Source organism: Chitinophaga dinghuensis, from assembly GCF_003259435.1.
Classification (GTDB): Bacteria; Bacteroidota; Bacteroidia; order Chitinophagales; family Chitinophagaceae; genus Chitinophaga; species Chitinophaga dinghuensis.
Genome location: NZ_QLMA01000006.1, coordinates 4007 through 27678 on the forward strand (window position 1 = coordinate 4007; position 23672 = coordinate 27678).

A 23672-nucleotide genomic window follows, 5' to 3' on the forward strand; every position below is an offset into this window, starting at 1 on the left:
ATGGAAAAGCAGTATTTGCCAATATCTCAATATCAGAGATCATTTTTTATAGAGTGGGCATTGGCGCCGGAAAGCAGTATATATAATGTGTCAAAAGTTTATGAAGTGGATGGAAGGTTAGACAAGAATTTGTTTATCGCTGCCTGCAGTAAACTGATAAAAGAAGATGACATACTGCATGCAACATTCAGTAATGATGGAACTACCTGTTATTATAATAATTTTCCAACGGAAGATTTTATCTTCGAGGAAACCCCGGATCTGGCAATAGATCTGCGCGATCAACTGCTGGATATTATCAACCGTCCGTTTGACCTGATTGTCGGGCCACTGCTGCGAATACATTTGATAGACAATACCCCTCGAAACGGAAAATGGTACATTGTTTTTTGTCTGCATCATATCATTGCCGATGGTATTGGCTTTGAAAGTATTATCAGTAAGGTAAGCCATGCCTGGAGTATCCAAGCTTTGCAACTACCAACCGAGCCTGTCGTATTGCCCTCCCGCATTGACTGCATTGAAAAGGAAAAGAAATTACTGACGCCTGAAAAGAGCGCTGCGGCGAGGGATTTCTGGCGTGATTATATCGGTGAACTTCCACTGGTGGCCGATTTGCCAGTAATAAGACATGCTGCCCAGGAAGATATGTCTGGCGAAACCCTTTTCTTTGAATTGTCCGGGGAAACCTTGACAGGGCTTCATCAATATATAAATCAGCATAGAGTTTCCATCTTTACTGTACTGGCAGCGGTATATGGCGTTGTAGTAGCACGTTACTGCAACCAGCCCGGAATCCTGCTGAGTTATGCAGTGAATATGCGGCCTCCCGGCTTTCCGGATATTACCGGATCATTTATCAATAACCTCCCGCTGAAAATAGAAACGGAAAGATATGATACGGTGACCGCACTGATCAAAGCAATTGTTGCCCAGAGAAAAGAGGTGAAACGTCACCAGCATTATCCATTATCCGACATTATCAATGACCAGCGAAAGATACGGGAGGAAGATAGCTCGGATTATTTCAATATAGGATTTACAGAATCTTACATGAGCAGTGTGCCTATCTCACTAGAAGGGCTACACGTAAAAGAAATTGATCTCCCATTGAGCGATGATTCCATTTACTGGATGTCGCTGATGTATGACAGAAGAGACAAAGAGAATTTTAAATTCAGATTAATATACCGGAAAAACATCATTAGTCAATTCGTGGCAGAAGGCGTTGTCCGGTCGTTTCTGGAACTGCTGCGCCAAACAGTTACGGTAGAAGCCCTCCCGTTGAAAGATTATAGCCTCCTTGGTGGCAGCGACTATTCAACCATATTATATGACTGGAATGCCACGGCCAAGCCATATCCATCCGGCAAAACCATTCATCAGCTATTTGAAGAACAAGTGGCGAAAACTCCTGCTGCCACCGCGCTGGTATTTGAAAATAACCGACTGACCTACCAGGAACTGAATGAACGTGCCAACCGATTGGCTACCTATCTTCAGACTACCTACGCCATCAAACAGGATGATCTGATAGCCCTTTGCCTCAACAGATCGGAACACCTCATCATTGCGGTGCTGGCAGTGCTGAAAGCTGGTGCTGCTTATGTACCCATAGATCCTGGATTCCCTCCAGGCCGCATAGAATGGATACTTTCAGATACTGCGGCCAGGGTGGTATTAACCAATGAATCCTTCGCCACTGCGCTCAGCAATAACCCGGGGCATGTTGGATTAGCAATTGAAAGTATCGACAGTATTGCATTTCAGTCGATGCTGGAACAAAAGTTCAACGGTATCACTCCTGCAATCATCAGCCAGGCGCATGACCTGGCCTATGTTATTTATACCAGCGGTACTACGGGGCAGCCCAAGGGCGTCATGGTGGAACATCATAGCGTCTGCAACCTCATTACAGCGATGACAGAAATACATCAGTTGCATACGCATCCGCATGTGGGCTGCTATTCAAATTATGTATTTGATGCCTTCGTGTATGAAGCATTTCCCATTCTGTGCAATGGCAACAGCCTGTATCTGTACAGCGATGAAATCAGGAATGCCCCCGATGAACTCATGGCATATGCCCACCAGCATAACATCACCGTTTCTTTTATTCCGCCAGTATTGTTGCCTGCATTTGCCGGCCAGGATACCAGTTTCCAATTGATATTTTCCGGAGGAGAAAAACTGCCTGATCTGAAAGCGCCGCTGCAGGCATTGCTCATTAACGAGTACGGCCCTACGGAAGCCACGGTATGCGCTACCTTTCATCATTGCACAGATGATAATACCAGAATAATTGGGCGGCCTGTTGCCAATACCTCTCTATACGTACTGGACGCCCGTCTGATACCAGTTCCGGTTGGGGCTACCGGCGAATTATACATCGGTGGGGTAGGTGTAACACGAGGTTACCTGAATCGACCAGACCTAACAACGGAACGCTTTATTACAAATCCTTTCCAGACGGCTGCAGAGAAAGCCAAAGGAATCAATGGCCGTATCTATAAAACCGGCGACCTTGTCAGATACTTGCCGGACGGAAACCTGGAATATATAGGCCGAAACGATTTCCAGGTGAAAATCCGCGGCCACAGAATCGAGCCGGGAGAAATAGAAAACCGCTTATGCGCTTTCCCGGAAATCAGGCAGGCGGTCGTTGTAGTTAGAGAAAGAACATCCGGGAGTGGCAATTATCTCGCGGCATATTATATATCCAATAGTGAAATTGAGCAGCAATTACTATTAGACTATCTGGCGGAGCATCTGCCTGATTACATGGTACCTGCTGCATTAATGCGGCTGGAAGCATTGCCGCTAACTGTAAACGGAAAATTGAATTTTAGGGCGCTCCCCGAACCCCAGTTGCCAGACAGCACATCAGGACAAGCAGCGGAGAATGAGACGGAGCGTATATTATGTGAAATCTATGCCGACGTCTTAGGATTAGGTATAGCACAAATAGGTGTTCAGGATGATTTCTTCCGATTGGGAGGAGACAGTATCGTGAGCATATTATTGGTGAGCCGTTTGAGACAACGTTTAGGCATTAGCGTAAGTGTAAAAGATATCTTCCGGAACAGGACTGTCCGGCAATTATATACCAATAAAATATCTAAGCTCGTTGTTGCAGCCCCGGTTATTACCGCTGAACAGGGAACACTGACAGGAAAGGCGGGACTGCTACCCATACAACACTGGTTCTTTGATCAGGTTGCACAAGGTACATTCCCTGCTTTTCACCACTGGAACCAGTCTTTCCTGATACATGTCCCTCCATTAAACAAAGAATTACTGGAGCTAAGTATACTGAAACTGATCAATTATCATGACGGGCTACGTTTTTACTATCCAAAGGAAAATGGTGTGTATGAACAGTATTACGGAGAAGAAGTAACATCTTTCTCTGTCAAATACCTGGATATATCCGCTACCAACATAAGCCTGGAGGAAGTACTCACCGAATGGCAGGCAGGCTTCAACATCAGCGAAGGCCCGCTGTTACAAGTGGGCTATATATATGGGTACCCAGACGGTAGTGCCAGAATATTTTTTGCTGCGCATCACTTGCTCCTGGATACAGTCAGCTGGCGCATTATCAGTGAGGATACAGAAAAAATATATCACTATTTATCTTCAGCCCATCAAAATCAGGTGGACAGCGATTCTCTGCGCGCTGTACCGGTTGCTGATATACTCGGTCATAAAGGAAGCAGCTATCGTCAATGGGTAAACGCTGTTGCTGATTATGTGCCTGCCGATGGAAAAACGGCGGAGGAGGAACGGGCATGGTGGTGGACGGTCAGTGAAGGTATTCCTGCCAGCAATGCCGTGTTGCTGGCCATGAAAAATATTGTACCCGCCAGGAATACATTCTCGCTAGACAAACAGCATACGGAATGGTTGCTGCGGGAAATAGGGCATGTGTACCAAACACAGGTAAATGATATTTTATTGAGTGCACTAGGTACTGCATTGTCATCGTTGACAGGCCTGGATCATCATCATGTGCTGCTGGAAGGCCACGGGAGAGAATTTATCTCACCAGCAGCAGATGTAACCCATACTACCGGATGGTTCACCACTATGTATCCGGTGGAAATTACTACTCCTGCTACGGATATCGGTGCAAACCTCGTAACGGTTAAGGAAATGCTGCGAAGTATTCCTTCCGGAGGTATAGGCTATGGAGCCTTACATGGGTATGCTTCCCAAGCCTTACCCCTGATCAGTTTCAACTATCTGGGACAGTTTGGTGGGCAACGGTCAGAACACGCACAGGGATGGTATATCTCCGGAGAAAGTAGTGGACAGTATCTATCTCCGGCCAATCATTCACATACCCTGATCGATGTGCTGGGCAGGGTCGTTGACGGATGCCTTCAGTTTGATATTGCCGGACATATACCTGCTGTAGCTTTGTCTACCCTGTCAGATAATTACCGGAAAGCTTTGGAAGCCACCGTACATTACCTGAAATCCTCTCCACGTAGCTATCTGACGGTGAGTGATATCGACCATATCATTTCAAAACAGTATCTCGATAAATTACAGGCAGACCGTGAAATAACCAACATTTACCTGGCAGGCAGCCTGCAGGAAGGCTTTATTTATCATGCCTTACATCAGGGCGACGTGGATGATGCTTACCGGGTGCAGCTATTATGGGAGTACCATAACCCACTCCAGCCAGAACTGCTGGAACAGGCCTGGCAATATGCACAGCAACGCTATAGCACCCTGCGCCTCCGTTTTGCATGGGAGGATGAACTGGTGCAGATCGTAGACCGGCATGGGCAGGTCGAATGGCATTCACTGGACATCAGCCATCTGGATAAAGTTCAACAGGATGCTTACCTCCAGGAATTGATAGCGAAAGATCGTACGTTACCTTTCGACTTATTAACGGGTAACCTGTTCCGTATATATCTCCTGAAAGGCGGAGAACATGCGTGGACCACAGTTTTCAGCAACCACCACGCAATACTGGACGGATGGAGTATGCCCTTGTTGCTCAATTACGTCCATGAGGTGTACCTGCAGCTGTTAAAAGGTACTGCTGTTAAAGTACAGGAAGACGGACTTTATTCGGAAACGCAGCGTTACCTTCAGCAACACCGGAACGAAAATGTTCCCTACTGGAACGCAGCTGTTGGTCAGTTGCAAGACCAGGAAGACCTGAGCAGCCTACTGCGTACAGACCAGCGTCATATCCGCCTGGCTGCATATCGACAGGTGCTGCAACCGGAAGAACAAATTTTGTCCATCAGTGGCACACGTTATGAAGCACTGAAACAACTATGCTCCTCTAATGGAATTACCCTCAACGCGGTGCTGCAATACTGCTGGCACAAACAGTTGAGCATATACGGTAATACCCATACCACTGTTGTAGGTATGACGGTTTCCGGCCGTAATCTGCCCATTAATGATATAGAACAATCCGTCGGATTATATATCAATACCCTGCCTGTAATCATGGAACATGATGCTGGCAGCGTGTTATCAGCTATTAAACAGCTACAGGCACATATCGGAGAGGTGAGTAGCCACAGCGATATCAACCTGGCACGTTTGCAATCAGAAGGGGAAAGACGCTTCAGCAGTCTGTTTGTGTTTGAGAATTACCCATTACCGGAGGAGGAAGAAGGACTACTGTCTATTAAGATCAGGGGTAGTATCGAGAAGTTGGACTATCCGCTGGCAGTGGTGGTAGCAGAGCGTGGTCAGGTCATCCAGTTGCAATTGAAATATGCAGCGGAGTTATTTGACGAAGCGATGATGGCGCAACTGTTATCCGGTATAGACCTAATCCTGGACCGACTAACTGCCAACCCGGAAATCGCAGCTCCATCGTTGGTGCATCTGCGCGAAGCGCAATACCAGCAAATGATCTACGACTGGAACAAAAGCGAATATGATTATCCTTCCGATAAAACGGTGCATCAGTTGTTTGAAGAACAAGTAGCCGCACATCCGGATAAAATAGCCATTGTGTATGAAGATGTACAACTCTCTTACAGGGAGCTGAATGCGCGTGCTGAGAAATTATCTACATATATACGTTACCGTTATAACCTAAAGGCGGATGATCTGGTAGGGATTTGTATGGATCGTTCCGCTGATCTGCTAACCGCTATTCTGGCTATACTGAAAGCCGGAGCAGCCTATGTTCCAATGGACCCCATTTATCCTGACGACAGGATCGCCTACATCCTGGCAGATACAGGAACCCAACTTGTTTTAACAAATGAAAAATATACGGAGAGACTAGCAGTACTCTCACCGGAAGTCACTGCTGAGGCGATTGATCACGACCATTTATGGGATAACTCACCCGTATTACCTCCAGTAATCACCACCCCCGACAACCTGGCCTATGTGATTTATACCAGTGGTACTACAGGCCAGCCGAAAGGCGCTATGCTGGAACACCGCAACGTATCCCGCTTATTCCATGCGACGGCAGATTGGTATCATTTCGATGCCACAGATGTATGGACGATGTTCCACGCGGTCGTGTTTGATTTCAGCGTATGGGAGATTTGGGGCGCTTTATGCTATGGCGGTAAGCTGGTAATTCCATCAACAGAACAAACCAAAGATCCAGGGCTATTCTACGACTTGTGTGAACGGGAAGGGGTTACTGTCCTGAATCAAACCCCAGGCGCTTTCTACCAGTTCATCGCTACAGCGCAACAAAAAGTAAGCAGGCTGACACAACTACGGTACGTGATCTTTGGGGGCGATGCACTGAATCTGGCCCAGTTGAAACCATGGTACGAGCTATATGCTGATGATGCGCCACAGCTCATCAATATGTATGGCATCACGGAAACAACCGTGCATGTGACCTTTAAAGCGTTGCATATATCAGAACTAGACAAAGGTTCCCTGATAGGCCGTGTGATCCCTGATCTACAGACATATGTACTGGATGAATTTCTAAACCCGCTACCTCCGGGAGCGATAGGAGAGTTATATGTAGGTGGGGCCGGCGTTTGCCGTGGCTATTTAAATCAACCATCGCTAACGGCTAAACGATTTATTGCGGACCCATTTGTAAAAGGGGATGGGCGACTGTATAAAACAGGTGACCTGGTGCGACAATTACCAGATGGAGAACTGGAATATATTGGTCGTGCCGACTTCCAGGTGAAGATCAGAGGGTATCGTATAGAGCTGGGCGAGATAGAACACCGACTGGCCGGCTATCACGGCATAAAGCAAGCAGTGGTGCTCGCGAAAGAACAAGGCGGCAATAAATATCTGGCCGGCTATTATGTATCTGACCAACCATTAGATCATGCTGGCATCCTGGAATACCTGGGGGCTTATCTGCCGGAATATATGCTGCCAGCAGTTTTGGTACATCTGCAACAGTTACCGTTGACCATCAACGGAAAGCTGGACCGCCGCGCTTTACCAGATCCTGTATTTACTGATAGTGATCATTACCGCGCTCCGGAAAATGATACAGAATCCATTATGTGCGCCATCTATGCGCAGGTACTTGGTATAGACAGCAGCAAAATTGGTGTGGATGACGATTTCTTCCGGCTAGGAGGAGATTCTATCGTTAGTATCCAACTGGTGAGCCGTTTGCGCCAGCAAGCAGGTATTCATGTTACAGTGAAAGATATCTTCCGCTATCGCACCATTGCAGCCCTGTACACGAATGTAATTGCAGCAGGTACCGCCTCCATCGCATTGGAAACAGAACAAGGCATCCTTTCAGGAGAAGTGCCACTGTTGCCCATACAGCGTTGGTTCTTTACAAATGCAGCCAGTGGCTTATTACCGAAGTATCATCATTGGAACCAGGCATTCCTGATCAGTGTGCCGGTATTAGATATCACCCTGCTGCAACGTACCCTGACAACCCTGCTGAACTATCATGACGGATTACGGTTACGCTATCGTAAAGATGGTATGCAATATTATGGGGAAGAAGCTACCAGCGTGGAGATTCGCCGCCTGGATATTCGTACGCTGGAAACGCCGGAAGCTTTACATGATGTACTTACCAGCTGGCAGGCCGACTTTAACATCTACGGAGACCGGTTATTACAGGCAGGTTACCTGGAAGGTTACGCCGATGGGCGTGCACGCCTTTTCCTGGCTGCGCATCACTTGTTGATAGATACCGTAAGCTGGCGTTTGCTGGTGGCAGATATGGAACGTATTTACAATCATTTGCTGGAGGTACCGGCAATGGATATACGTTCTCTGATAGGATGGTTAGGCCCTAAAGGCAGCAGTTATCGTCAATGGACTACGCTGATTTCCGGCTATGAGTTGCCAGTGGCGGAACAGGAATACTGGTCTGAATTATTACCAGGTATAAAAGCAGGTAATACACTTTTAGAAAGTTTGTCTGCCCCCAACGTCAGCTATTCCTCGCTGCTATTGGATGCCAAATATACGGAGCGCCTATTGCGGGAAAGTCACCATGTTTATAACACACAAATCAATGATATCTTATTAAGTGCGCTTGGTGTTGCCTTGTCGCGTATCACCGGAGAGAACAGCCATTATGTTTTGCTGGAAAGCCACGGCCGTGAGGCACTTGCCCGCGCTATTGATATCACCCATACCAGTGGCTGGTTTACGACCATGTATCCAATACATCTCCAAAACCAAGGAGATGATTACGGAACGCAATTGGTAACCGTCAAGGAAATGCTGCAAGCTATACCGAATAACGGTATCGGCTATGGGATACAGACAAGTTATCAGCCAGAAGGATTACCGCGCATCTGCTTTAACTATCTGGGGCAGTTTGATACCCAGGAAATAGCGGCTGGTAGCGGATGGCAACTGACAGGCGAAGATAGTGGCGGACAGATAGATCTTGCCAATGCCGGGTATTACCTGATCAACATCTATGGGCTGGTAATAGGAGGACGCCTCCAGTTTAATTTCTATGGAAGTATAGCTGCCGATCTGCTGACGAGACTTGGAACAGCCTATCAGCAGGTATTGGAGGAGATGATTGACTGGTTGGGAAATACATCCCGTACCTGGCTGACAGCCAGCGATGTGGATCATATTATCCCGAATACCTGGTTGTCGAAGTTACAGTTACAGCGAGAGATTACCGGCGTTTACCTGGCAGGTAGCTTACAGGAAGGATTTATCTATCATGCCTTACGCCAGGGAGAAGTAGATGATGCATATCGGGTGCAGTTGCTATGGGATTACCAGCATATCATCCATCCGGCATTGCTGGAACAGGCCTGGCAATATGCGCAGCAGCGCTATAGTACGCTGCGGTTGCGCTTTGCCTGGGACCATGAGCTGGTACAGATCATCGACCGCCAGGGACATACAGAATGGCACTACCTGGATATCAGCCATCAAAATGAAGCTGACCAGGATGCTCATCTGAAGGAACTGATGGCAAAGGATCGCAGATTGCCATTCGATTTGCAAATGGGTAACCTGTTTCGCATCTACCTGGTGAAACGCGGAGAACAACAGTGGAGCACCCTTTTCAGCAACCACCACGCCATTCTGGATGGATGGAGTATGCCATTGTTACTCAATTATGTCCATGAAGTGTATTTGCAGCTGGTGAAAGGGGATGCTGTGATTGTAAAGGAAGACGCGAGCTACGCAGCAGCACAGCATTACCTGCAACAACACCGGAACGAAAATGATGCTTACTGGAGGGCTGCAGTTAGTCAGTTGGAAGAACAGGAAGATCTCAGCAGTTTACTGCGCGCAGATCAGCGGCATATCCAATTATCGGCATATCGACATGTATTACAGCCAGCCGCTCAGTCGCTGGAAATCAGTGGTACGCGCTATGAAGCGCTGAAACGGTTATTAGGGGCGCATGGTATTACGCTCAATGCCATGCTGCAATACTGCTGGCACAGACAACTAAGTCTATATGGCAATACCCATACCACTGTTGTAGGTATGACGGTTTCCGGCCGTAATCTACCGATTAACGATATAGAACAATCCGTCGGTTTATATATCAACACCTTGCCTGTAATCATGGAACATGATGCAGGCAGTGTATTATCCGCCATCAAACGTTTACAGGGGCAGATAGCAGAAGTGAATAGTCGCAGTGACATCAACCTGTCGCGTTTACAATCTGGTGGAGAGCGCCTCTTCAGCAGTTTGTTTGTATTTGAAAACTATCCGTTGCCGGCAGGAGAGGAAGGGACATTGTCCATCCGGTTCAGAGGAAGCGTAGAGAAACTGGATTATCCACTGGCAGTAGTGGTAGTAGAGCGTGGCCCGGAGATTAGTTTTACGATCAAATATGCAGCGGAGTTATTCGATGACGCCATCATTACACAGTTGTTATCTGGTGTGGAACTGATCCTGGATCAGTTAACTGCGCATCCGGATATCGCCGCTTCATCGTTGGTACATCTGCGCGAAGCGCAATACCAGCAAATGATCCGGGAATGGAATCATACAGCTGTTGAATATGTGGCGGATAAAACTATCCATCAATTATTTGAGGAACAAGCAGCGGCCACTCCTGATAATATCGCAGTGATATATGGAGATATACAGTTGTCTTATGCCGCATTGAATACAACATCTAATCAGCTGGCTGCGTGTCTGCGTGAGCGTTATAGCATACAGCCAGGCGATCTGGTGGCTGTTTGCCTGGATCGCTCTGAACATATGATCATTGCTATTCTTGCGATACTGAAAGCAGGAGCTGCTTATGTGCCTATGTCGCCGGATTATCCGGATGAACGATTAGCTTATTTGCTAAAGGATACCGCTACCAGGGCCGTATTGACAAATTTGGTTTACGAGGAGCGACTTACACCACTGAAAGCCGGTTTACCTGTGGATATAGTATGCATTGATGCAGCAGAAAAGCAGCAGGAATTGTATGGTTATCCCGTGGAGAATGGTGCACTAAATATCGATGCACATCAGCTGGCTTATGTAATTTATACTAGTGGAACTACCGGCCAGCCAAAAGGCGCTATGATCGAACATCGCAATGTATCCCGCTTGTTCCATGCTACCGCAGCCTGGTATAATTTCGATGACACAGATGTCTGGACCTTATTCCATTCCATTGTATTTGACTTTAGCGTATGGGAAATCTGGGGCGCCTTATTTTATGGCGGTAAGCTGGTAATTCCCTCTACAGCACAAACAAAGGACACCGGTCTTTTCTACGACCTGTGTGAGCGGGAAGGCGTGACGGTACTAAACCAGACGCCAGGGGCATTCTATCAGTTCATCGCAACGGCGCAACAAAAAATTGGTCGGCTGACTCAACTACGCTATGTGATCTTTGGTGGCGATGCACTGAACCTGGCCCAGTTGAAACCCTGGTACGAGCTATATGCTGACGATGCGCCATTGCTCGTCAATATGTATGGTATCACGGAAACAACGGTGCATGTGACTTTTAAAGCGCTGCATATATCAGAATTAGACAAAGGTTCCCTGATAGGCCGCGTGATCCCTGATCTGCAGGCATATGTGCTGGATGAATATATGCACCCGCTGCCTCCGGGAGCAGTAGGGGAATTATATGTAGGCGGCGCCGGCGTGTGCCGCGGCTATTTAAATCAACCATCACTAACGGCTAAACGATTTATTGCAGATCCGTTTGTAGGCGGCGATGCACGATTATACAAAACAGGAGATCTGGTAAGACAATTACCAGATGGAGAACTGGAATACATTGGTCGCGCCGACTTCCAGGTAAAAATCAGAGGTTACCGTATAGAATTAGGCGAGATAGAATACCGCCTGGCTACCTATCCGGGCGTCAAGCAGGCAGTCGTACTAGTGAAAGAGCAGAACGGAAGCAACAAGTATCTGGCGGCCTATTATGTGTCTGATGAAGCGCTGGATCATAATGCTGTCCTGGAATACCTGGGATCTTATCTGCCAGAGTACATGTTACCTGCAGTGTTAATTTATCTGGAACAGTTACCATTGACCATCAATGGTAAGCTGGACCGTCGTGCTTTGCCTGAGCCTGTATTTACTGACGGCGACCATTATCGTGCACCTGAGAATGAGACGGAGACAGCTATATGTGCCATTTATGGGGAAGTACTAGGAATAGCGCCGGAGAAAATTGGAACAGAGGATGATTTCTTCCGCTTGGGTGGCAATAGTATTATGGCTATCCGACTGATGAACCGGTTGAATACGGTATTGGATATACGAACAAGCGTGTCCACTATATTCAATAGCCGTACCGTTCGCAGCCTGGCAGCAGCGTTGCAAAAAAGTGCGGCAGATCATGTCGCCATCACGGTTCCTGTTATCCATGCGCCAGAGGAGCAGTTGTTATCTTTTGCACAGGAGCGCTTATGGTTTATAGAAAATTATGAGGGTGGTAGTAATGCTTATAATGTACCGCTGGTGCTGAAATTGGAGGAGCCGGTGAATACGGAAATCCTGCTACAGGCATTGCGAGCTGTTATTCATCGTCATGAGGTGCTAAGAAGTAAGATCAGTACTACCCAAGCCGGACGGAGTTTCCAGCAGGTAGAGGACGATACCTTGTATCCAATCCACATCCTTCATAGAGCGTTGGCCACAGAAGCGCAGCTGGATAAAGAATTGATAGCTCAGTCGAACTACATTTTCCGACTGGATGAGGAATTGCCGATTCATATCCTACTTTATACGCTTCCTCAGCAACAGCATTACCTGAGCATCGTGTTGCACCATATTGCATTTGACGGATGGTCTGCTGATATTTTGCTGCGCGACTTATCGAATTATTATCACTATTACGAATATATTGCCGAGGGAGATATACTATCGGCAGAAAAATATCTTCCTGCGCCATTGCCTTTACAGTATAAGGATTTTGCTTTATGGCAACGTCATTACCTGGAAGGAGCAGTATTGGACAGACAATTGTCTTATTGGAGGAATAAGTTATCGGATTACGAAACCTTGTATCTACCAACGGATAAGCCACGTCCCGCACAATTCGATTATGCGGGCGCGGATGTATCATTTTTCCTGGATAAAGCTGCCAGTAATGATCTGAGGGCACTTTCCAGTGAACTGGAAGTCAGCGTGTATAGTGTGCTCTTGAGCGGTTACTACTTGTTGCTGAACGCTTACAGTAATCAGCGGGATATTGTGGTGGGGAGTCCGGTTGCTAACCGTCATTATGGAGAGATAGCAGACCTGATTGGTTTCTTTGTGAATACGCTGGCCTTACGGGAGGAGGTAGATCCGGAACAAAAGGTGGCAGACTTCATCCGCCAGGTGGGCAATGCGGTGATGGAGGCGCAAATGCACCAGGATCTTCCGTTTGAGAAGCTGGTGGATGAATTGCAGGTAGAGCCGGATGTATCTCGTCATCCGGTATTCCAGACCGTATTCAGTATGCAGTCTTTTGGAGACCAGAAGGGAACAGGCGAACTATTCCAGCTATATCGGCCATCCGGGCAGTATAATGTCGCTAAATACGATCTGACGGTGTTATTGGATGATAGCAACGAAGAAATTAGTGGCGTCTTTAACTATGCCACCGCATTGTTTGATGCGGATACCATCACTGGATTTATTACTACCTATACCACTATTCTGTCGCAATTGGTGGTGAGTAAAAAAGGACAACTCCAATCACTGCATTTCCTGGATGAATCAGGAATAGCTACCACATTGGGCTTTAGTAAAGGAGTGGAGCAGGCATATGCTACGGATAAAACCATCCACCAGTTGTTTGAAGAACAGGTGGCGGTGAATCCTGATAACATCGCACTGGTCTTTGAAGGCACGCCATTGTCCTATGCAGCATTGAATGCGAAAGCTAATCAGCTGGGTACGTATCTGCGTGAGCGTTATAGTATTCAACCAGACGATTTAATCACACTTGTGCTTGATCGTACGGCTGATATGCTGGTGGCTATTTTGGCGGTATTAAAAGCAGGAGCAGCCTATGTGCCGGTATCGCCGGAGTATCCGGATGAACGTGTACGTTACATCCTGGAAGATACGCGTACCAAGGTCGTACTGACAAATGAAATACATGTAGGAAGATTGCAAGCGCTGGATATTACTGCTGCTATTGAAGCAGTTGATAGCGCACATTTATGGAGTGAGACCCTCGCCGGTTATGACGCCAATCCTCTTACACCGCTGGCAAGCGCAACAGATCTGGCCTATGTGATTTACACCAGTGGTACTACAGGCGCGGCCAAAGGTGTAATGGTGCAGCATCGCAGTGTGATCAACCTGATCAGCGCACTGGTACCAGTACATACCTTGGACAAACATCAACGAGTAGGCTGCTATTCCAACTATGTATTTGATGCATTTGTATATGAGGCTTTCCCTGCTTTAGCGAATGGGAATACCTTGTACCTTTATGCAGATAATATCAGAACCGCTCCTGATGCGCTGCGCGAATATATCAGTCAACAGCGTATATCCGTTACATTTATTCCGCCGGTATTACTGCGTGAATTCTTATCTGCGCCTACCAATCTATCCTTGATATTTACGGGCGGTGAACAATTACCAGATCTGAGTGATCTGACCTTCGAGACTACTATCCTCAATGAATACGGCCCTACCGAAGCTACTGTTTGTGCCACTATACATCCTTACCAAAAGGGAGACAGCACCGCTAATATTGGTCGCCCATTGGCCAATACCACCGTGTATGTACTGGATGAGGCGGGCCGACCAGTGCCTATGGGCGCCATCGGGGAGCTGCATATTGGCGGAGCCGGCGTAGCGCGTGGTTATCTGAACCAACCAACATTGACGGCTACACGATTTATTGCCGATCCATTTACAGTTGGCGATGCGCGGTTATATAAAACCGGGGATCTGGTAAGACAATTACCTACCGGTGATCTGGAATATGTTGGTCGTGCCGACTTCCAGGTGAAAATCAGAGGGTATCGTATAGAGTTAGGCGAGATAGAATCCCGTCTGGCCAGCTATCCTGGCATTAAGCAAGCAGTGGTGCTGGTGAAAGAACAGCAGCAACGCAACAAATACTTGGTCGGCTATTATGTATCCAATTCTGCATTGAATCATGAGCATATATTGGAGTTCCTGGGATCTTATCTGCCAGAATACATGCTACCAGGCGCATTGGTGCATCTAGTGCAGCTACCATTGACTATCAATGGAAAGCTGGACCGCCGCGCCTTACCGGAGCCAGTATTTACGGAAAGTGATCATTACCGTGCACCGGAGAATGATACAGAATCCATGATGTGTACCATCTATGCACAGGTCCTGGGTATTGATAGCAATAAGGTAGGTATTGATGACGACTTCTTCCGACTGGGAGGGGACTCTATTGTGAGCATCCAGTTAGTGAGTCGTTTGCGCCAACAAGCAGGTATCCATGTCGCCGTAAAAGATATCTTCCGTTATCGTACCATCGCTGCACTGTATACAAATGTGATTGCAGCAGGTATTACAGCAGCCGTTCTGGATACGGAACAGGGCATCCTTTCTGGTGAAGTACCATTGTTGCCAATACAGCGCTGGTTCTTTACCAATGTTACCAGCGGCTTGTTGCCAGCTTATCATCATTGGAACCAATCATTCCTGATCAGTGTACCGGTATTGGATATACAGCTGCTGGAACGCACGCTGATAGTGCTGTTGAACTATCATGATGGATTGCGATTAAAATATCGTCCTGATGGTACGCAGTATTATGGAGGGGAAGTCGCCAGCATAGATATTCATCGCCTGGATATTAGTACACTGGAGACGCCAGAAGCTTTGCATAACGTACTTACCAGTTGGCAGGCTAACTTTAACATCTATGAAGACAGGCTACTACAGGCAGGTTACCTGGAAGGTTATGCTGATGGTCGGGCACGCCTCTTCCTGGCAGCGCATCACTTGCTGATAGATACCGTAAGTTGGCGTATGCTGGTGGCTGATATGGAGCGTATTTACAATCATCTGTCTACCGTATCAGTAACGGATATACGCTCTTTAATAGAATGGTTAGGGCCTAAGGGAAGTAGTTACCGTCAGTGGACTACACTGATTTCCGGCTATGAGTTACCAGTGGCGGAGCAGCAATACTGGTCTGCCTTACTACCAGGCATCAAGAAAGGTAATGCACAACTGGAACATTTGTCTGCCCCAACTACCAGCTATGCATCATTGCTACTGGATGCCACCTATACCGGGCGCTTACTACGTGAAAGTCACCATGTTTATAATACTCAAATCAATGATATTTTATTAAGTGCCTTGGGGGCAGCTCTATCACGCATCACGGGAGAAAATAATCATTATATCTTGCTGGAAAGCCATGGCCGTGAAACCCTTTCAAGCTCCATAGATATTACCCATACCAGTGGCTGGTTTACGACCATGTACCCCATACATCTCCATAGTGAAGGAGAGGATTACAGTAAGCAATTGGTAGCCACCAAAGAAATGCTACGTGCAGTACCTACTAACGGTATCGGCTATGGGATATTTACTGGCTACCAACCAGATGGGTTACCGCGTATCAGCTTTAACTACTTAGGTCAGTTCGATACCCAGGAAAGCTCAGCTGGTAGCGGATGGCAGTTGACAGGAGAGGACAGCGGAAGACAAATAGACGCTACGAATGGAGATCATCATTTAATCAATATCAATGGACTGGTGATAGGAGGACGGTTACAATTCAATATCTCCGGAGGTTTGGCGGCTGATCTGCTCACAAGCCTGGCAGCCACCTATCAACAGGTCCTGGAAGAGATGATTGACTGGCTGAGTAATACATCCCGCACTTGGCTGACAGCCAGCGATACAGACAATATTATCTCCAACGATTGGTTAAATAGATTACAGTCGCGGCAAGAAATTACTGGCGTTTACCTGGCAGGCAGCTTACAGGAAGGCTTTATCTATCATGCTTTGCGACAAGGAGATGTAGATGATGCCTACCGGGTGCAATTGCTGTGGGATTACCATAACGCCATCAACCCGTCGTTGCTGGAACAAGCCTGGCAATATGCGCAACAGCGCTACAGTACACTACGTCTCCGTTTTGCCTGGGAGCAAGAACTGGTGCAGATTGTAGACCGTCATGGACATACAGAATGGCACTATGAAGACATCAGTGAGCTGAACGAAGCCGGCCAGGAAGCATACCTGAATGAATTGATTGCAAAGGATCGTGAGGTACCTTTCAATTTGTTGACAGGGAACCTGTTCCGTATATATCTGGTGAAACGGGGAACGCAACATTGGAGTACCCTTTTCAGTAACCACCATGCCATACTGGATGGATGGAGTATGCCCATACTCCTCAATTACGTCCATGAAGTGTATCTACAGTTGCTGCAAGGAATCGCAGTTGTGGTAAGGGAAGACGAGGGTTATGCCGCAACACAACGTTACCTGCAACAACACCGGAACGAAAATGAAGCTTTCTGGAAGGCAGCTGTTAGTCAGTTAACGGAACAGGAAGATCTCAGCAGTTTGTTGCGTCCAGACCAGCGGCATATCCAACTATCGGGATACCGTCATGTATTGCAGCCAGATGAGCAAGTTTTAACGATTAGTGGTGCCCGTTATGAAGCATTGAAACAGTTGTGTGGCATTCATGGCATTACGCTGAATGCGGTGTTACAATACTGCTGGCACAGGCAGCTCAGCCTATATGGTAATACCCGAACAACCGCAGTGGGTATGACTGTCTCCGGCCGTAACCTACCTGTTAACGATATAGAACATTCTGTAGGGCTGTATATAAATACTTTGCCGGTAATCATGGAACATGATGCAGACAGTGTATTGTCAGCTATAAAACGCTTGCAGGCACATATAACGGAGGTGAACAGTCGCAGCGATATCAACCTGGCCCGTTTACAGTCTGGAGGAGAACGGCTGTTCAGCAGTCTGTTTGTATTTGAAAACTATCCATTGCCAGCAGGAGAGCAAGGGACATTGTCGCTTCGGTTCAGGGGAAGTAAAGAGAAACTGGATTATCCACTGGTTTTAGTAACAGCGGAACGTGATCAGGTAATCAATATGGAGCTGAGGTACGCTGCAGAACTATTTGATGAAGCTGTCATCAGGCAGTTGCTGGCTGGAGTGGAATTGATTCTGGATCAACTGATCGCACAACCGGACATCGTATCCTCATCGTTGGCGCATCTGAACGAAAGGGAATACCACCAACTGATCTATGACTGGAATAATACTGTAGGTGAATATCCTGCAGATAAAACCATCCATCAGTTGTTTGAAGAGCAGGTAGCAGCGAATCCTGAAAACATTGCACTGATATATGGAGATACACAGTTGTCATATGCCGCATTGAATGCCAAAGCCAATCAACTGGCTACGTGTCTGCGTGAGCGTTATAATATTCAACCAGACGATTTGATCGCACTGGTACTTGACCGTACCGCAGATATGCTCATCGCCATCCTGGCCGTGTTAAAAGCCGGGGCTGCGTATGTTCCTATATCGCCGGAGTACCCCGATGAACGTATCCGTTACATCCTGGAAGATACTGGTACCAAGGTGTTGCTGACGAATGAACGTCATGTAGAAAGATTGCATGCAGTGGATACCGCTGCGAGCATAGTGCCAATTGATAGTGTTGACTTATGGAACGGAATACTAGCAGGCTATGAAACCCGGAATCTTATTCCGCTGGCAGCCGCTACAGACCTGGCTTATGTAATCTATACCAGTGGTACCACCGGCGCCGCCAAAGGTGTAATGGTACAGCATCGTAGCATGATTAACCTGATTGGCGCACTGGTGCCGCTGCATACTTTGAATGAACATGAACGGGTAGGCTGTTATTCCAACTATGTATTTGATGCGTTTGTCTATGAAGCCTTCCCTGCATTAGCCAATGGTAATACCTTGTACCTGTATCCGGATGGTATCAGAACAGCCCCGGATGCATTACGCGCGTATATTAACCAACAGCGTATATCCGTTACATTTATTCCGCCGGTGTTGCTGCGTGAATTCTTAGCGGCACCTACCGGTTTATCCTTGATATTTACGGGCGGTGAACAATTACCAGATCTGAGTGATCTGTCTTTTAATGCCACTATTCTCAACGAATACGGCCCAACAGAAGCAACGGTTTGCGCTACTGTGCACCCTTACCAACAGGGAGACAGTACCGCTAACATTGGCCGTCCACTGGCGAATACAACTGTTTATGTGCTGGACGCTGTCGGCAGACCAGTGCCACTGGGCGCCATCGGCGAGCTCTATATTGGTGGGGATGGTGTTGCCCGGGGCTATCTGAACCAGCCATCGCTGACGGCTACACGCTTTATTCCAGATCCATTCACTGGCGGTAATGCACGATTGTACAAAACCGGAGATCTGGTAAGACTATTACCAACCGGCGATCTGGAGTATGTTGGTCGTGCCGACTTCCAGGTAAAGATTAGAGGTCATCGTATAGAATTAGGAGAGATAGAATTCCGTCTGGCCGGCTATCCGGGCGTAGAACAAGCGGTGGTGCTGGTAAAAGAATTGGCAGAAGGTAACAAATACCTGGTTGGCTATTATGTGTCTGATGAAGCGATTCATCATACTTCTATCCTGGAATACCTGGGAGCATACCTGCCTGAATATATGTTACCAAGCGCATTGGTGCATCTGGAACAGTTACCGCTGACCATTAATGGCAAGCTGGATCGCCGCGCCTTGCCTGAGCCGGTGTTTACGAATAGTAACCATTACCGTGCGCCGGAGAATGAGATGGAAACCGTCATTTGCGCGATCTATGGAGAAATACTGGGAATAGCGCCGGATAAGATTGGAACGGAGGATGATTTCTTCCGCTTAGGTGGTAACAGTATCATGGCTATACGTTTAATGAACCGGATAAATACGGTAATGGACATACGTACTAGTGTGGCCACGATATTTACCTGCCGTACCGTTCACATGTTGGCCGCTCATTTGTACAACGACGCAACTGAACAGGTAAGCATCACTATACCCAGCATCACTTCTCCTGAAGAACAAATATTATCCTTTGCCCAGGAACGGTTGTGGTTCATTGAAAATTATGAAGGTGGCAGCAACGCTTATAACATTCCACTCGTCATGGAGTTGGAACTTGATGTGCAGCAGGAATGCCTGGTGCAAGCATTACGTACCATTGTTCAACGTCATGAGGTATTCAGAAGTTTGATCCAAACAGGTAAAGACGGCCATGGTTATCAGGTTGTAATGGATGATAGCGTTTATCCATTACAAGTTACAAAGAAGCAATTGTCAACGAAGCAAGAGCTGGATGAAGCACTTGCATTAGAGGCGAATCATATTTTCAGATTGACAGAAGAATTTCCAATACGGGCACACATATACAGCGTATCAGGTAAATATTATCTGAGTCTGTTGCTGCATCATATTGCATTCGACGGCTGGTCTGCGGATATTCTGCTGCATGAATTGCAGCAACATTATTATCGTTATTTGGCATTGCAAGCCAATGATGCTGTAAAAGCTGCCGGCTTTGCTATGCCTGCATTACGGTTACAGTATAAGGATTTTGCACTGTGGCAACGTCGGTACCTGACGGGAGCGACATTAGATAAACAATTATCTTACTGGAAACAAAAATTGTCAGGCTTTGAAACGTTGCATCTTCCTACAGACAAACTACGTCCTGCACAGATCAGTTATGAAGGGGCAGATATTGCTTTTGTTATAGACAAAGTAACAAGCGATAATTTACGGTCTGTCTCCCGCGAATTGGGAGTGAGCATGTATAGCCTGCTGCTGAGTGGTTACTATTTGTTATTGAGTGCATATAGTAATCAGCGGGATATTGTAGTGGGTAGTCCGGTTGCTAACCGCCATCATGGGGAGATAGCAGACCTGATTGGTTTCTTTGTCAATACCCTGGTTTTACGTGAAGAGATAGATCCGCGGCATACCATAAAAGATTTTATTCGCCAGGTGGGCGCTTCGGTGATATCAGCACAGCTGCACCAGGATCTTCCGTTTGAAAAACTGGTGGACGAGTTGCGGGTGGAACCGGATACATCGCGACATCCGGTATTTCAACATATTTTCAGTATTCAGCATAAAGGTCTGGAGGCGTTTGATACAGCGGGACTCTTTGCGCCGTATATGGATGGCGACCATTACACTGTTGCTAAGTATGATCTGAGCGTTATGTTGGATGATAGCGGTCAGGAGATCCGTGGCGCCTTCAACTATGCAGTAAGCCTCTTTGACACCGCTACGATTACGGGGTATATTAACACCTATACAGCCATATTGGGCCAATTGGCTACTGCTGGCAATGATATGCAGATTAAATCGCTGCAATATCCGGCAGCGGTATTGGAGCCGGTAAATGATATCTTGCCAATATTCCCAACAGACAAGCCTGTTCACCGGTTGTTCGAAGAACAAGCGGCGGCAGATCCTGCAAGAACGGCGGTGGTTTGTGGAGATGTACAGCTGTCTTACGCAGAACTAAATACTCGTGCAGATGAATTGGCTGCCTATATACGTGACCGTTATGAGTTGCAGGCAGACGATCTGGTAGGTATTTGCATGGATCGCTCTGAGCATATGCTGACGGCCGTTCTGGCGGTACTCAAAGCGGGTGCTGCTTATGTTCCTATAGACCCGGGTTACCCTGATGAAAGGATCGCCTATATGCTGTCGGATACAGGAATGCAGGTAGTCTTGACAAATGAACAGCATGCACCTCGATTGTCAGCATTATCTGCGGCCGTAACCGCCGAGGTAATTGGAGACCAGCGTTTTGAGTACGAGCAGGTGGAGCTACCGGCTGTAATAACAGACCCTGAGCAGTTGGCCTATGTAATTTATACCAGCGGCACTACCGGTCAGCCGAAAGGGGTAATGGTGGCGCATCGTAATGCAGTCAACTACCTGTTTAATATTGCGGATGTATTACCGAAAGACCTGGCCCGCGTTGATTTTTCTGGTAATTTATCTTTTGATCTATCGGTAACGACTACCCTATATCCTTTGTGCTTCGGAAAAACGGTGTACATTTTTGAAGGCAGCATAACAGATGTGGCGGCTTATGAGCAGCATCTGATCACGCACCAAATTGAACTGGTGAAGAGTACGCCGGCCTACCTGTCGTTGCTGAATAATCCGAAAGTACGTGTGAATACGGCTATTGTGGGAGGAGAGAAATTGTTGCGCCATCAGATCAGCCGTATTCTATCCCATTTTAGCACCATCATTGATGAATATGGACCAACAGAGACGACGGTAGGCGCCACTTACTTCCGTATAGACGATACCGTTACAACGTTTTCTATCGGCAAGGCGTATGCTCATTACAATACCTATGTGTTGGATACGGAGCTTCGTGCAGTACCAATCGGGGCTATTGGAGAGCTTTACATTGGCGGAGCAGGGGTTACGCGTGGATATCTGAACCGGCTGGAACTGACCCGTGAACGCTTCATCAATCATCCTGCTGGTGCTGGTCGCCTGTATAAAACCGGCGATGCGGTAAGATACCTCCGTGATGGCAACCTGGAATATATTGGTCGTACGGATTTTCAGGTGAAAGTCCGTGGATACCGAATAGAGCCAGGGGAAATAGAACATCAGTTGACAGCCTATGCCGGTATCACAGATGCCGTGGTGTTGGCGCGGAAACAAGCGGATGGCAGCCAATATCTGGTAGGTTATTATGTATCTGCAGTACCATTGGATGAGCAAATTTTGCGGGATTCCCTGGGGAATTATTTACCAGAGTACATGATTCCATCCGTGTTGATGCGGTTAGATGCCTTGCCATTGACTGCAAACGGAAAGCTGGACCGCCGTGCTTTACCGGAGCCGGTGTTTACAGATAGCACTCATTACAGTGCACCGGAAAACGATACCGAAATGGCGATGTGCGCCATCTTTGGGCAGGTGCTGGAAATAGATAGTGATAAGATCGGTGTGAATGACGACTTCTTCCGTTTGGGGGGAAACAGTATTCTTGCCATTCGGCTGATTAACCGGCTGAATGCTGTGCTGGAAGCAAACCTGGGTGTAGCGGCTATATTCACGGCAAGGACTATACGGAAACTGGCGGCTGTGATTGGCATTGGAGAGCAGGTAAGCATTATTCCGCCTGTTATCAATACTTTGGAAGAGCAGTTATTATCATTTGCGCAGGAACGCTTATGGTTTATTGATAACTACGAAGGAGGTAGTAATGCTTACAACGTACCGCTGGTGTTGAAATTGCAGGGGCAGACCAATACGGAATCACTGATAATGGCATTGCGCGCCGTTGTGCATCGGCATGAAGTGCTGAGAAGCAGGATAAGAACAACCCCGGCAGGAGTAAGTTACCAGGAGGTACAAGATGATATTTTACATCCAATTGAAATCATTCGTAGTGAGCTGTCTGCTCAAACGGAACTGGATGAGGCGTTGGCTGAATTATCTAATCATATCTTCCAGCTGGATGAAGCATTACCTGTTATCATTACGCTCTATACGCTTCCTCAACAGCAGGAGTACCTGAGTATTGTATTACACCATATCGCATTTGACGGATGGTCTGCGGAGATACTGCTACGAGATATATCGAATTATTATCATTATTACGAATGTCTTGCACAAGGAGACATAGCCGCGGCTGAAAAATATCTGCCGGCTCCATTGCCGTTACAGTATAAGGATTTTGCCTTATGGCAGCGTAGGTACCTAACAGGAAAAACACTAGACAA

General features: G+C 47.1%; 1 protein-coding gene (cut by a window edge). It reads left to right on the forward strand.

The features are described 5' to 3' along the window. A protein-coding gene (locus tag CLV59_RS17790) for a non-ribosomal peptide synthase/polyketide synthase (protein WP_111593431.1) crosses the window boundary here: on the forward strand, positions 1-23672 show its beginning. Its footprint extends 24433 nt past the window's final position; only the first 23672 of its 48105 coding nucleotides appear in the window; its start codon is at positions 1-3; its stop codon lies beyond the right edge, outside the window.